Origin of the sequence: Bacillus haynesii, from assembly GCF_014042035.1 — a bacterium.
In the GTDB taxonomy this organism is placed as follows: domain Bacteria; phylum Bacillota; class Bacilli; order Bacillales; family Bacillaceae; genus Bacillus; species Bacillus haynesii.
This window is the reverse complement of sequence record NZ_CP059494.1, coordinates 1,583,893-1,596,877: the sequence shown is the minus strand read 5'-3', so window position 1 is coordinate 1,596,877 and position 12,985 is coordinate 1,583,893. Positions and strand designations below refer to the sequence as shown.

Annotated in this window: 13 protein-coding genes; 9 read left to right on the top strand and 4 right to left on the bottom strand. The window is 45.1% G+C overall.

All coding sequences use genetic code 11. The annotated features are described in order from the left end of the window. Positions 1 to 3: 3 nt before the first annotated feature. The gene (gene ku, locus H2R00_RS07865; RefSeq protein ID WP_154997273.1) at positions 4 to 876 is read right to left on the bottom strand and encodes a non-homologous end joining protein Ku; all 873 of its coding nucleotides are present in this window, start codon (positions 874 to 876) and stop codon (positions 4 to 6) included. 147 nt (positions 877 to 1,023) lie between these two features. Further along, positions 1,024 to 2,676, bottom strand: a complete 1,653-nt coding sequence (locus H2R00_RS07860) for a diguanylate cyclase domain-containing protein (protein ID WP_154997275.1) — start codon at positions 2,674 to 2,676, stop codon at positions 1,024 to 1,026. Positions 2,677 to 2,994: 318 nt separating this feature from the next. Between H2R00_RS07860 and H2R00_RS07855 the strand changes: the two genes are divergently transcribed. From H2R00_RS07855 to H2R00_RS07840, 4 genes are all read left to right on the top strand, one after another. Further along, positions 2,995 to 3,606 (top strand): DedA family protein, encoded by a 612-nt coding sequence (locus tag H2R00_RS07855; protein ID WP_412095688.1) that lies wholly within the window; start codon positions 2,995 to 2,997, stop codon positions 3,604 to 3,606. Positions 3,607 to 3,877: 271 nt separating this feature from the next. Next, entirely contained in the window at positions 3,878 to 4,645 is a 768-nt protein-coding gene (locus H2R00_RS07850) for a TerC family protein (protein WP_154997279.1), read from the top strand. Between the two features lie 294 nt (positions 4,646 to 4,939). Continuing rightward, a complete protein-coding gene (gene sigI, locus H2R00_RS07845) occupies positions 4,940 to 5,695 on the top strand; it encodes an RNA polymerase sigma factor SigI (protein ID WP_154997281.1) in 756 nt (251 codons plus the stop codon). Beyond that, complete coding sequence (locus tag H2R00_RS07840) at positions 5,692 to 6,783, top strand: anti-sigma factor domain-containing protein (protein ID WP_182070782.1); 1,092 nt, start codon at positions 5,692 to 5,694, stop codon at positions 6,781 to 6,783. The genes sigI and H2R00_RS07840 overlap by 4 nt, the downstream gene beginning before the upstream one ends. A gap of 12 nt (positions 6,784 to 6,795) precedes the next feature. On the opposite strand, the gene H2R00_RS07835 is transcribed toward H2R00_RS07840, so the two are convergent. Together H2R00_RS07835 and H2R00_RS07830 are read right to left on the bottom strand one after the other, a co-directional pair. Next, entirely contained in the window at positions 6,796 to 6,993 is a 198-nt protein-coding gene (locus H2R00_RS07835) for an alpha/beta-type small acid-soluble spore protein (protein ID WP_043925366.1), read from the bottom strand. A gap of 134 nt (positions 6,994 to 7,127) precedes the next feature. Then, positions 7,128 to 7,847, bottom strand: a complete 720-nt coding sequence (locus H2R00_RS07830) for a DUF1836 domain-containing protein (RefSeq protein WP_154997295.1) — start codon at positions 7,845 to 7,847, stop codon at positions 7,128 to 7,130. A gap of 141 nt (positions 7,848 to 7,988) precedes the next feature. Between H2R00_RS07830 and htpX the strand changes: the two genes are divergently transcribed. The 5 genes from htpX (at position 7,989) to H2R00_RS07805 (ending at position 12,935) form a co-directional block, all read left to right on the top strand. Next, positions 7,989 to 8,882: a protease HtpX gene (htpX, locus tag H2R00_RS07825; RefSeq protein WP_182070781.1), complete on the top strand. Its 894-nt coding sequence runs from the start codon at positions 7,989 to 7,991 to the stop codon at positions 8,880 to 8,882. Between the two features lie 148 nt (positions 8,883 to 9,030). Continuing rightward, the gene (locus tag H2R00_RS07820) at positions 9,031 to 10,380 is read left to right on the top strand and encodes a TrkH family potassium uptake protein (RefSeq protein ID WP_154997287.1); all 1,350 of its coding nucleotides are present in this window, start codon (positions 9,031 to 9,033) and stop codon (positions 10,378 to 10,380) included. 112 nt (positions 10,381 to 10,492) lie between these two features. Continuing rightward, positions 10,493 to 12,493, top strand: coding sequence for a penicillin-binding transpeptidase domain-containing protein (locus H2R00_RS07815; RefSeq protein WP_182070780.1), 2,001 nt, complete (start codon positions 10,493 to 10,495; stop codon positions 12,491 to 12,493). A 47-nt stretch (positions 12,494 to 12,540) separates the two neighbouring features. Continuing rightward, complete coding sequence (locus H2R00_RS07810) at positions 12,541 to 12,756, top strand: protein YkzP (RefSeq protein WP_043925371.1); 216 nt, start codon at positions 12,541 to 12,543, stop codon at positions 12,754 to 12,756. Then, the gene (locus H2R00_RS07805) at positions 12,753 to 12,935 is read left to right on the top strand and encodes a protein YkzE (RefSeq protein WP_154996051.1); all 183 of its coding nucleotides are present in this window, start codon (positions 12,753 to 12,755) and stop codon (positions 12,933 to 12,935) included. Before H2R00_RS07810 ends, H2R00_RS07805 begins: the two co-directional genes overlap by 4 nt. Positions 12,936 to 12,985 lie beyond the last annotated feature (50 nt).

Here is a 12,985-nt window from a genome sequence, read left to right as displayed (position 1 = left end):
TTTTTATTTTGCCTCTGAAGCTTTTTTGCGCGACGTTTTTTTCTTTTTCTCACCGGTTCCTTTTGCAACAGGCGCTTTTGCTGCTTCCCGGTCAGGCGTTTTTGTCCGTTCGATGCTGGCTTGGAGAGCGCTCACGAGATCGATGACATCCTCGCGCGGAGCGGCGGCCCCAGCATTTGGCGTGACACCTTCATTTTGGTCGATTTTCTCTTTGATTTTATCCATCAGCGCGATTCTGTACGTATCTTCATATTGTTCAGGCGCAAATGTTGTCGTCAGCTCGTCTATTAGTGAAATCGCGGTTTGCAGCTCTTTTTCGTTGACCGCGGTTTCTTCCGGAACACCGGGTACGTGGGCTGCGTTTCGGACTTCATCAGGGTAGTGGATGGACTCCATTAAAATGCAGTTTTCGTAGACGCGAAGAATAGCGAGCTGTTTTTTTGAGCGGATGGTCATATGGGCGATTCCGATCTTTTCTGTTTTTCTGAGCGCTTCGCGCAAAAGTGAGTACGCTTTTACACCGTTATCTCCCGGTCCGACGAAATATGAACGGTTGAAATAGATGGGATCGATTTCCTTTAGTTGCACAAAATCAACAATTTCGACGGCCTTTTCTTCCTGCTCTTCTTTGAGCTGTTTCAGCTCATCGTCCGATAAGACGACGTATTTGCCTTTAACATATTCGTAGCCTTTGACGATGTCGTCGGGCGCGATTTCCTGATGGCAGTTTGTGCACTTTTTTTCATATTGAATAGGGGCGCGGCATTCTTTATGAAGCGACCTTAATTTAATATCCTTATCCTCTGTCGCTGCAAACAGTTTAATGGGGATATTGACAAGGCCGAAGCTGATTGAGCCTTTCCACATCGTATGCATCGGTTCGGTTCAACTCCTTTTCTTTTATTGATGCCTCTCTGCAGATTGTTTCATGAATAGCAACTTATGGATAACAGAGCGAAAAAAAGCATCCGGAATTCAGCCCGGATGCTTGCGGCGGTACAGTGATTTGCTTGGAGAAAGCGCTTAGTTCAGCTCGGTTTCCTCCTGCAATGACGGTCTGTTCTTTCTGGCGAGGGAAGACGAGAAGTACCGATATCTGCTTTTGCTCTTGTGCTTTGCGGCGTACATGGCCATGTCGGCTTTTCGCATCAGCTCATCACCGTCTGTTCCATCGGCCGGAGAAACGGCGATTCCGATACTGACGGATGTTTTGAGGCGGTGCTCTTTAATGTGAAAAGGCGTTTCAAACTGACTGATCAATTGCCTGGTCAGCTGATCTGTCCCTTGTAAAGGAGTGACAATGATAAATTCATCACCGCCCAGCCGGGCGATGAAGCCTTGATCGGGCACACAGTAAGCCAAACGCTGTGCTGCCGCCACCAGCAGCAGGTCCCCGACGTCGTGGCCAAGGGCATCATTAAACACTTTGAAACGGTTTAAATCCAAAAACAACACGGCCGTCCCCGTTTCCTGCCGCTTTAGAACATTTGCCAGATGGTCGACTGCATACCGTCTGTTTGGCAAATCTGTCAACGCGTCATAGTGGGCCATTCTATGGATTTTGCGTTCTGCTTCACGCTGGTTTGTCATATCTTTGCAAATGACATAAATGCTGTCGAGCTGCTTTCTGACGTAAACCGGTATCAGCGTCACATTTAAATCATAACGCTTTTCAGCTGTCACGATTTCCGTATCGCGGTTGATGGCCTGTTTTTCATTTTGGACTTGAAGAAACCAGCCGAGCAGCCTGTCATGGTCCTCCTGCTGAAAAACGGATGACAGGCGCTCATGCTCAATTCCCATTTTTTCAAGAAGGCTGTATCCCGATGAATTGGCGGAAAGCATCTTGCCTTCAAGCGAAAAAACGTAGATTGGATCAATATTGTGGTTGATCAAGGACTGGAATCGTTCCTCATTATCTTTAATTTTTTCGATATGAAGGAGCAGACGCTTGTCAGTGAAGGCTCCGAAAATCAAGAAGCATTGAAGCATCAGGCTGACAAGCACGATCATGATGCCCAGTTCAACTGTATCGATTCCTTCATGGCCTGTGTCACGGCCGTCAGCCATGAAAAGCGTAGCAGCTGCCATTCCGGTATAGTGCATGCCGGAAATCGCGCCGCCCATTAAAAGCGCGCTTCCGATTTTAATGAACAATATCCGAAAGGAGCCGGTTTTTTTGGCGAATACAACTGACAGTTTTAAGGCAGCGAAGGAGGCAAAAATGGCGATTGCAAAAGAGGCGGCATAAAGAACGGGATGATAGACGATTGTCATATTCTCCATCGCCTCCATCCCAATAAAATGCATGGATGCAATCGCGCTTCCCATTGCAAGGGAGCCGGCCGCCAGTCTTGCATTCGTCGGTTTTTTTCCATTCACAACATAAAATGAAATGAGCGAGCCTGCGAAAGCGGCAACAATCGAAAACAAGACAAATCTCAAATCGTATTTCATTTCTTCGGCTGTCTGAAATGACACCATCCCGATAAAGTGCATAGACCAGATGCCAAGCCCCATCGTGAGGGAACCGGCCAAAAGCCATCCTATATTTTTCCTGCCTTTTGTATGTACGACCCGTTCAGATAAATCAAGGGCTGTGTAAGCTGCCAAAACCGCAGTGATATAGGATAATAGGACGAACCATCCATTATATTCACCAAAAACTTCTGTCACTTTCTTCTCCGCCTTTTTGTACTTATGATGAAAAGTCTAAATTTCTATACTGTATTGAAAGGCTAGACTGCCGTACTCTTAACCGTTGACATAAAAAAAGCGGCAATAGCGCTAAACCCGGTATAATTCGTGAATTATACTATACATAATGAAATTCGCCAATAAAAAATGATATCCTCCTGTTCTTTTTAAGGAGGACTTCCCGTTTTGCTCTTCAATTTTCCCGATTTGTGTTAAAATCATTTTTGTACGTTCTTTAGAACTTGAAATTATCAATCGTCAAAGGTTGTGGTCGATATCGAAGAGTTTATCTTATCAATGGCTGAGGCGTTTAAAAGCCTCTCGTATTTAGGTATTTTTCTGGCGCTGTGTATCGAATTCGTGCCGGCTGAAATCGTTCTTCCGCTTGCCGGATACTGGGTGTATCAAGGCGATATGTCGCTGATCGGGGTCGTTGCAGCAGGTTCACTGGGCGGTGTTGCAGGCCCGCTGACGCTTTACTGGCTCGGGAGGTACGGGGGGCGGCCGTTTTTGGAGCGCTACGGCAAATACTTCTTCATCAAGCCTGAAGCGCTCGAAAAATCGGACAGGTTTTTTGAAAAGCACGGCGGGTTTGTCGCATTCAGCGGCCGTTTTATACCGGGAATCAGAACGCTGATTTCCATTCCGTGCGGACTCGCTAAAATGAATGTGTGGGTATTTTGTATTTATACATTCCTTGCGATCACGCCGATTACGTTCGTCTATGTCTATTTAGGCTTTTACCTCGGCGAAAACTGGAGTAAGGTCGGCAGCTTATTGGACGGATACCTTCTTCCGGTCGGCATCGGATTCATCGTTTTGTTCGTTCTTTACCTTTGGATGAAAGGCAGGCGGAACAAAATCAAATCGCAAAACGTTTCAGCCTTTTTAAATAAAAATAAGGATTGACAGCCGGGCGCATATGAGGTTAATATTATCTTATAATTCAATATTTTCTTTTATCCCAAAGGGGAGTAGCGTCCGGATGTTAAACCGGAAACAAAGTCGTCAGTTCATGGATGTTCATCCATCGGCTTTGTTGGCATGTTTTAATCAATGATAACCATGTCTAGCAAGACCTTTGCCTAATGTTGGCAGAGGTCTTTTTTGTTTTCTGAAAATACCCTGCCGCATTAGCGGGAATAAGAGAAAGAGACAATCACTTAGGAGGAATTACAAAATGGATGCAGCATTATTACTTGAATATGGTTGGGTTCTTCTCATCTTAGTCGGGCTCGAAGGCATTTTGGCCGCGGACAATGCCCTAGTCATGGCGGTCATGGTTAAACACTTGCCTGAAAAAGACAGAAAAAAAGCGCTCTTCTACGGGTTGGCCGGCGCGTTTGTGATGAGGTTCGGCGCTTTGTTTGCGATCTCTTTCCTTGTCAACGTCTGGCAGGTGCAGGCGATCGGCGCCGTTTATCTGCTTTACATTTCCGTCCATCATATTTTGAAAACCCACGTTTTCAAAAAGGACGACAAAGTGAAAGAGACGAAGCAAAGCGGTTTTTGGCCGACAGTTATCAAAGTTGAGCTGGCAGACATCGCGTTTGCCGTCGACTCGATTTTGGCGGCGGTTGCGCTGGCTGTCACACTTCCGACAACGAACCTGCCGCAAATCGGCGGACTTGACGGCGGACAGTTCATGGTGATTTTAGCCGGCGGGATCATCGGACTGATTATTATGCGTTTTGCTGCAAGTCAATTTGTGAACTTGTTAAAGAAACGTCCGAGCCTGGAAACGGCTGCTTTTCTGATTGTCGGCTGGGTTGGTGTGAAACTGACGCTCTATACGCTCGCACACCCGCAAATCAACATCGTCTCTGAACATTTTATTCATTCAGGTACTTGGAAGTTCATCTTCTGGGCGGTGCTGATTGCCATTGCGCTCGGGGGATGGTTTATGACAAATCCGAACAAACACGAGAATAAAGCTGCAGAGGAGTAAACAGCCTTCACCAGACTGCCGGGTCTTACCGGCGGTCTTTTTTGTTTGCCCGCACGAGGAAGCGACGGGGAAGATTGCCCTAGATCAACCGAAATAAGATTTCATTTTATTAACAGGCATGTTACAAAAACGGCGGGAAAACCCCCTTAATCGTCAAACAGATCACGAATTGTTCTAGGAGATCAAACAAATGACTGTCACAATTGAAAAATTAGAAATGAATACCGCGTTTTCTCCTTTGCGAATCCCTATCAAATTAGCTATCATTAATGAGTAGTATAGGGAGGAACTGAGGTGAAACCAGTGCTTAGCCTTTTGTTTAAGACAGGAAAAAAGAAACAAACATTAGAAGAGTCTGTAATAAGCATACAAAAAGGAAATCAGCAGTTGCAAAACGAGCTTATCGATCAGTATAAGCCTTTTGTGGCTAAAACGGTTTCATCCGTGTGCAAACGATATATAGATGAAAAAGATGATGAATTCAGCATCGGCTTGATTGCATTCAATGAAGCCATTGAAAAATATTCTTCAGATAAAGGAAATTCTCTGCTGGCATTTGCAGAGCTGATCATTAAGCGCAAAGTCATTGATTATATCAGAAAAGAAGCGAGAAATGCCCAGAATATCTATATGGACATGCAAGAAGGAGAAGAACAGGAATCCTCCCAAAGCATGATTGAAGCGGAGCTTTCCATTCATGAATTCAACCGCATGCTCGAACAGGAGCAAAGGCGGGAGGAGATTCTCCATTTTAAAGAAAGGCTTAAAAGTTTTGGCCTGTCTTTTTCCGATTTGCTGGAGCATTCCCCGAAACATACGGATGCAAGGCAAAACGCCATCAAAGTGGCATATACGCTAGTCGAACATGAAGAATTAAAAAAGATCTTGTTTGAAAAGAAGCAGCTTCCCGTCAAACAGCTTGAGAAGCTGGTGGCAGTCAGCAGAAAAACCGTAGAGAGAAACCGCAAATATATCATTGCTATGGCGATCATTATAACGGGCGATTATGTTTACCTTAAAGATTATCTAAAAGGGGTGCTCAATTCATGAGAAGAGGAATTATTGTAGAAAAAAATAAAAAATTCGTCACATTGCTAACCCCTGACGGACAATTTTTAAAAGCAAAGAGCACAGAGGAAGATTATGAAATCGGTCAGGAAATTGCTTTTCCCGCGGAGACGAGAATGTCGAGGAGGCGTGCGGGCTTTTTTGACCTGCTTGCGCTCCGTCCGCTGAAAGCCGGCGTTTTTTCAATCGCGGCGATCATGCTGCTCGCTTTCATGATCATCCCTGATGTTTTAAACAATAAAGCATACGCCTACATGACGATCGATATCAACCCAAGCTTTGAATTGACGCTCAACAAAAACTGTGAAGTTATCGATTTGGTGCCGCTGAACGAGGATGGGAAGGACTTAATGGATAGTATAAAAAATTGGGAAAAGTCTGACTTTAAAGAAGTGATCAGTGAAATTGTCGAAGACAGCGACAAGAGCGGTTATGTCACCGAATCTAAAGAAGTGCTTATCGCCACAGTATACGAAAACAATGAAGATGACACGTATAAGGCGACAGTAAAAAGTGAAATCGATGATGTAGCGAAAAAATACGAGCAGCAGAATTATAAGATGGAAGCGGTGGAATCAGACCTTGATACGCGTGCAAAAGCCCAAAAAGAAGGCATTTCAACAGGCCGTTATATCCGCTCCCACAAAGATGAATTAGAAGACAAAAACAAAGATGATGACAATAAAGATAAGAAAGATGATCAACAGCAGGAAGAAAACACAGGAGAAAAGGAGAAAGCTGTGAAAGAAGAAGATCAGCCGGAACAACATACGGATGATGAAGAATCAGATACGGAAGATCATCCGGACGGCGAAAAACCTTCAGATCAAGATCAGTCTCAATCTGATCAAGAAATGGAAAAAGAAAAGGAGTCAAAATCCCCTAATACCCAAAACCCTCAGGAACATAACCATAATGACAAAGACGGTCAGCGGACGGAGGAAGGAACGCCGAAAAGCGGTTCCGGTTCAAATCAAGAGAGCTCTAAAACACCTCCTTACCAAAAGGAGAAAAAGCCTTCTGACCAAACGAATAAACAAGAATATCCGCCGAGCGGTCCCGGCGAATAATCCAAAGGATATTTATTTGTCAGTATGCCCATTCAATTGAGCTTGTGCCTGCTGTACAAGTCGTTTTGTCATTTCCCCGCCTACAGACCCGTTTGACCGAGCAACCGAGTCCGAGCCGAGCTGGACGCCGAACTCTTGGGCGATTTCGTATTTGAACTGGTCTAAAACCTGCTCTGCCCCTGGAACGAGGAGCTTATTCGTTCTTGCCATGCATTCTCAACTCCTTTTTCAATTGGTACTGCTTGTTTAGTTTGAATTGGACGGAGGCTTTTTATGCTGGCAATTGTTGAAGGTGCAAAAAAACGCCTGGCTATTGAAAAGCCAGGCGCGCCGGTCAGCGGCGATTATTTCATATCATATTTTAAGAAGACGCTGTCAATCATGGAATGGGCGGTCGCCTGAATGTGCGAAGCGATGACGGACAGCACTGTGACTGCGGTGATGTCTCTCGCTTTGTTCCATTCGGGATCGGCCAGATCTTTGTAAAAATCGCGGAGCTGGCCAGTCTGTTCGATGACGATTTTTTCGAGCGTCGATTCATTGAGCGTATAGTCTTTGATCCGGTATACATGATCAAGAACCCGCGCATACCCTTCATAAAAGCGCAGCGGACTCACCACATCATCGGAGCGGTCTGTAATCGTATTAAAAACCGTTGTTAAGATCGGACGGATCGTTTCGAAGTCATAAACCGATTTTAAGTCTCGTACAATGAGAAGGATGACGGCTTGGTCGATGGAATATTTTTTGCCGAGTTCCGGATGTCCCATCAAATCTTTTATATCGCGTTTGATCCAGTTTTGGATGGCTGTCGATTTTAAAGATGTCAGTTCGCACAAATTTCCAAGTTCAACAATTTCATTTGTGGAAAGTCCATGTTCCGTTTTTTGTTTTTTCCGTTCGTACCGGACAATGAATTCGGGGATGTCCAAATTATCTTCCGGCTCATCAGGCGCTATATCGGCCGATCTCAAAAGAATCGCAAGCGGACTGACATCCAGCTGCCCTTTTAAAGCGTACATCAGTTTGGCCATTTCCAGGCGAGTCAGTTTAAAAGGTTTCATCATTCCACCTCATTATGTATTAAAATGAAATAGCAAACAATATAAACATTATCTTACGTCTTATCACTTGCATTTTCAATTCTATGCCGTATAATTTTATTATACAAGTTCATTTGATCTTATTATAACATGGAGGTAATCATGGGAAAAAGAATCTTTCTCTTTCTTTTATCGAACATTTTAGTCATTACGACGATCGGTATCGTGCTGTCCATTATCGGTTCGCTGACAGGCGTAGGCACGTATTTCACGGCTGACGGCGGCATCAATATTGTTGCGCTTCTCGTATTCAGTGCTGTTGTCGGTTTTGTCGGTTCTTTTATGTCGCTGTTGATGTCAAGATGGATGGCGAAAATGGCGATGGGCGTTCAGGTGCTGAATCCTGATAAGCAAACGCTCAGCTACGAAGAACAGCAGCTCGTTGACCGGGTATATAAGCTGTCCCGTGCTGCCGGACTGACAAAAATGCCTGAAGTCGGCATCTACAATTCACGTGAAGTGAATGCCTTTGCCACCGGGCCGTCTAAAAACCGCTCGCTTGTCGCTGTATCGACGGGCCTTCTTCAGGAAATGGATGACGACGCAGTGGAAGGCGTACTTGCCCACGAAGTGGCGCATATCGCTAACGGCGATATGGTGACGATGACGCTCCTTCAGGGAATTGTCAACACATTCGTTGTTTTCTTCGCCCGGATTGCGGCATGGGCTGTTTCACGCGTTGTCCGTGAAGAGCTGGCGCCGATCGTTCACTTTATCGCGGTCATCGTCTTCCAAATTGTGTTCTCTATTCTCGGAAGCCTTGTCGTGTTTGCGTACTCCCGCCACCGCGAATATCATGCGGATAGAGGAGGAGCAGACCTTGCAGGCAAGGACAAGATGATTCACGCGCTCCGCTCGCTTGAGCAGTACACTTCAAGAATTAAAGAAGAGCAGGCATCTGTTGCAACTTTGAAAATCAACGGGAAAAAGCACACATCGCTTTTCTCAACACACCCTGATTTAAGCGACAGAATCCGCCGTTTGGAAGCAAAATAATCAATATGCAAACCCCCTTTTCCAAGGGGGTTTGCTTTTTAAATTTAAAAATCGAAAAGCGGCTGTACATAAGAGCATGTTTCCTTTAAAATGGAACACGTTATACAGAAGAAGCGCAACTTTTGAATATTAAAAAGAAGGAACGATTATGAAGGTTTTATTGAGAAAACTATTGCGCGTGCTGTCTCCTGTACAGCTGATCGCGCTCTATTATTTTTTGGCGGTGACGGTTTCCGTTATTTTATTGAGTCTGCCTGTTGCACACAAGAATGGTGTGGAATGGTCTTTTATCGATGCCCTTTTTACTGCGGTGAGCGCAGTGAGTGTAACCGGTTTGACGGTTGTTGATACAGCTGATACATTCAGCACGGCGGGAATTTGGATTTTGGCGTTTGTTCTGCAATTTGGCGGGATCGGCGTGATGGCGCTGGGAACATTCGTCTGGCTGATTTTCGGCAAGCGGATCGGCTTGAAAGAGCGCCGGCTGATTATGACCGATCAAAATCAATCCAACCTATCGGGCCTTGTCAAGCTGATGAAGCACGTGCTCGGCTTAATCCTGCTGATCGAGCTGTTTGGCGGGCTGATTCTCGGCACTTATTTCTTAAAGTACTTTGAGACACCTGGAGAAGCCTTTATGCACGGATTTTTTACAAGCATCAGTGCAACGACCAACGGAGGTTTCGACATTACAGGCAACTCGCTGATTCCGTTTCAGCATGATTATTTCGTTCAATTTATCGTGATTATGCTGATCATTCTTGGAGCGATCGGCTTTCCGGTTCTCATCGAGGTGAAGGATTTTCTGCTCAGCAAAGAGCGCAAATTCTCTTTCAGCCTGTTTACCAAATTGACATCAGTCACTTTTTTCCTTTTAGTGATTGGAGGTGCGATCGGCATATTTGCCATGGAAGCGCGCTTTGCTTTTTCAGGGAAATCGTGGCACGAGGTATTATTCTTTTCGCTGTTTCAGTCGACGACGACCAGGAGCGGCGGACTCGCAACGATCGACATCAGCCAATTCACGCATACGACTGTTTTATTTATGTGCATGCTCATGTTTATCGGCGCTTCGCCAAGCTCTGTCGGAGGGGGCATCCGGACAACGACCTTTGCCTTAAATCTGTTGGCGCTGTTCCACTTCGCGAGGGGAAATAAATCGGTGAAGGTTTTCAAAAGGGAACTGCACCAGGCGGATTTAATGAAATCATTGATTGTGACGCTGATGGCGGTTATTCTCGTTTTCGGCTCGACACTCATTTTGACAGTGACGGAAAAGCATTCTTTGCTTGAACTGCTGTTTGAAGTGTGTTCGGCCTTCGGTACGACCGGCTTGTCGATGGGCATCACCCCAGATCTGAGCACGATTGGCAAAAGCGTCATCATCCTTCTGATGTTCATCGGCCGAATCGGCATTGTCACGCTGCTCTATTTATTCGGCAGAAAAGAAATCGAAGCGAATTACCATTATCCAAAGGAAAGAATTATTATCGGATAAGAAAGACAGTTTAGTTAAACTGTCTTTTTTTATGATCATAAAGTCGGTCGCTGTATTTATTTGTATGATATAATGCTTAAATGGCGGACTTGAAAAAAAGGGGGAAGCAACGATGAAAAAGAGAGTCATCCATTTGTTTATAGCCGCCGGATTTCTATTGCTCGCCGGAGCCTGTTCTAACGAGCCGACAGCAAAAGAAAGCATGGACCAATATGTAGACAAATGGAACGAGCAAAAATTTGAAGAAATGTATGAACAGCTGTCGGCTGGAGCGCAAAAATCGATTTCAAAAGACGATTTCATCAAGCGCAATCAATCCATTTATGAACAGATCGGTGTTTCCGATTTGAAGGTTTCAACTGTCGACAATGATGAAGATGAAAAAGATAAAGAGAAAAAAGATGCAGTGACAATACCGTTTAAAGTCAGCATGAATACATTGGCCGGCCCCGTTTCTTTTGAAGGCAAGGCAAAGCTTGTCAAAGAAAAAAAAGACGGAGACACTTCATGGAAAGTCAACTGGAACCCATCCTTTATTTTTTCACAGCTGAAGGAAGGGGAGACCATTCGGATTACCGCGAAGGAGCCAGCGAGAGGCAACATTTATGACAGAAACGGAAAGGCCCTCGCAACGAATGCGACAGTGCCTGAAATCGGCGTCGTTCCGGGGCAGCTCGGAGATGATAAAGACGGTGTCATCAAAAAGCTCACGAATATGCTGGATATGGAAAAAGAAGACATTGAAAAACAGCTGTCCGCAAGCTGGGTGACGGACGATTCATTCGTTCCCCTGAAAAAAGTGAAGCCTGGTAGCACCGAGCTTCTAAAAAAAGCAACCTCTCTCCCTGGGGTTTTGAAACAGGATACGCAATCAAGATACTATCCTTACGGTGAAAAAGCGGCACATCTTACCGGTTACATACGGCCGATTACCGAAGAGGAATTAAAACAGAATAAAGAAGGCTACAGCGAGCATTCACTGCTTGGAATCGTCGGTCTCGAACATATTTATGAAAAAGAGCTCAGAGGAGAAATCGGCTGGACGATTTCGATCCCTGAATCAGGCGCGACGGTTGCCTCAAAGGATGCAAAAGACGGAAAAGACATCCACACCACGATCGACATTAACAAACAGGAAGAACTGTACAACCAGTTAAAAGATGACTCCGGCGCTGCCGTTGCGTTAGAGCCGCAGACTGGAGAAACGTTGGCGCTTGTCAGCGCGCCTTCATACGATCCGAACGGGTTTTTGTTCGGCTGGAAAAAAGGAGAATGGGAAAAGCTCAACAAAGATGCGTCTGCGCCATTCACCTCTAAATTTAATAAAACCTATGCTCCTGGTTCAACGATCAAACCGATCACAGCTTCAATCGGTCTGAAAAATGAAGCGATCAAAGCGGATGAACCTAAAAAGATCGAAGGAAAGGAATGGCAGAAAGATTCGTCATGGGGCGGATATAAAGTCACACGGGTTTCCGATCGATTAAGCGATGTCAACTTGGAAAACGCGCTGATCACATCAGACAACATTTATTTCGCGCAGACTGCTCTTGACACAGGTAAGGATCAATTTGTCGAAGGCCTGAAATCATTCGGCTTTGAGGAAAAGCTTGATTATGAATTCCCGACGAAGTCTTCCTCCATATCAAACGAAGGAATCGACTCGGATATTCTCCTTGCCGATTCAGGATACGGACAGGGGCAAATGCTGATGTCGCCGATACACCTCGCGGCAAGCTATACGCCTTTCTTGAACGACGGTAATCTGATCAAGCCGTACCTGATCAAAAAGGACGGCGAAGAGAAAGAAATATGGCATAAAAACGTCCTGCCTACAGGTGGAGCAGAAGCGATTACAAAAGGGTTGAAAGGCGTTGTAGAAGACCCGCGCGGCTCGGCTTACAAGCCGGTTGTCAAAGGGCTCACGATTGCAGGGAAAACGGGAACGGCCGAACTGAAAACGAAAAAAGACGAAAAAGGCAAAGAAAACGGCTGGTTCACTGCCTATGATTATAAAAACAAAAACCTTTTAATCACGATGATGGTCGAGGATGTTTCAGACCGCGGCGGCAGCTCATACGTCGTCAATAAAGTGAAAAAAGTATTTAAATAAGCACCCTTCAGGGTGCTTATTTTTTTGCCGAAAACTGGATGTGTGGAATGTACGGAAACGGAAAGGATATGGATGAAACGACAAAAGAAAGGAATGTCATCATGAAAAGAAAAGTTGCCAGAAATGAAGCGGCTCTTAACAATAAAACGCCTGCTGAAAGCATGCATGATCATCAATACATGACCCAATATGATGCCGAAAACGGAGACAGGGGCGCCAACCGCAACTCGAAACACGGGAAGCAGGGAGAATCGCACCAATGAAAAAAAATCAAAAAAGCAAGGATATGCAAAACCATAAAAAACCGATGAATCCAGATGTGCTTCAGGAAGAATTTTCGAACGAACTGGGCGATGTCAACGCCTTTAAGTTTATCGATGTGATCGAGAACAATAAAAAGAAGAACAATAAGGCGAACGGGCAGAAGCGGGATAAAGATTGAAACCGCAGAGCAAACGAGAAAGGTCCAAATCGGAAACGATTTGGACCTTC

Coding starts and splice junctions, on each gene's coding strand:
- H2R00_RS07810 (WP_043925371.1), top strand. CDS start 12,541: ATGTACGGAAACGGAAAGGATATGGATGAAACGACAAAAGAAAGGAAT.
- H2R00_RS07835 (WP_043925366.1), bottom strand. CDS start 6,993: ATGGCAAGAACGAATAAGCTCCTCGTTCCAGGGGCAGAGCAGGTTTTA.
- H2R00_RS07815 (WP_182070780.1), top strand. CDS start 10,493: ATGAAAAAGAGAGTCATCCATTTGTTTATAGCCGCCGGATTTCTATTG.
- H2R00_RS07830 (WP_154997295.1), bottom strand. CDS start 7,847: ATGAAACCTTTTAAACTGACTCGCCTGGAAATGGCCAAACTGATGTAC.
- H2R00_RS07840 (WP_182070782.1), top strand. CDS start 5,692: ATGAGAAGAGGAATTATTGTAGAAAAAAATAAAAAATTCGTCACATTG.
- H2R00_RS07855 (WP_412095688.1), top strand. CDS start 2,995: ATGGCTGAGGCGTTTAAAAGCCTCTCGTATTTAGGTATTTTTCTGGCG.
- htpX (WP_182070781.1), top strand. CDS start 7,989: ATGGGAAAAAGAATCTTTCTCTTTCTTTTATCGAACATTTTAGTCATT.
- H2R00_RS07820 (WP_154997287.1), top strand. CDS start 9,031: ATGAAGGTTTTATTGAGAAAACTATTGCGCGTGCTGTCTCCTGTACAG.
- H2R00_RS07850 (WP_154997279.1), top strand. CDS start 3,878: ATGGATGCAGCATTATTACTTGAATATGGTTGGGTTCTTCTCATCTTA.
- H2R00_RS07805 (WP_154996051.1), top strand. CDS start 12,753: ATGAAAAAAAATCAAAAAAGCAAGGATATGCAAAACCATAAAAAACCG.
- ku (WP_154997273.1), bottom strand. CDS start 876: ATGCATACGATGTGGAAAGGCTCAATCAGCTTCGGCCTTGTCAATATC.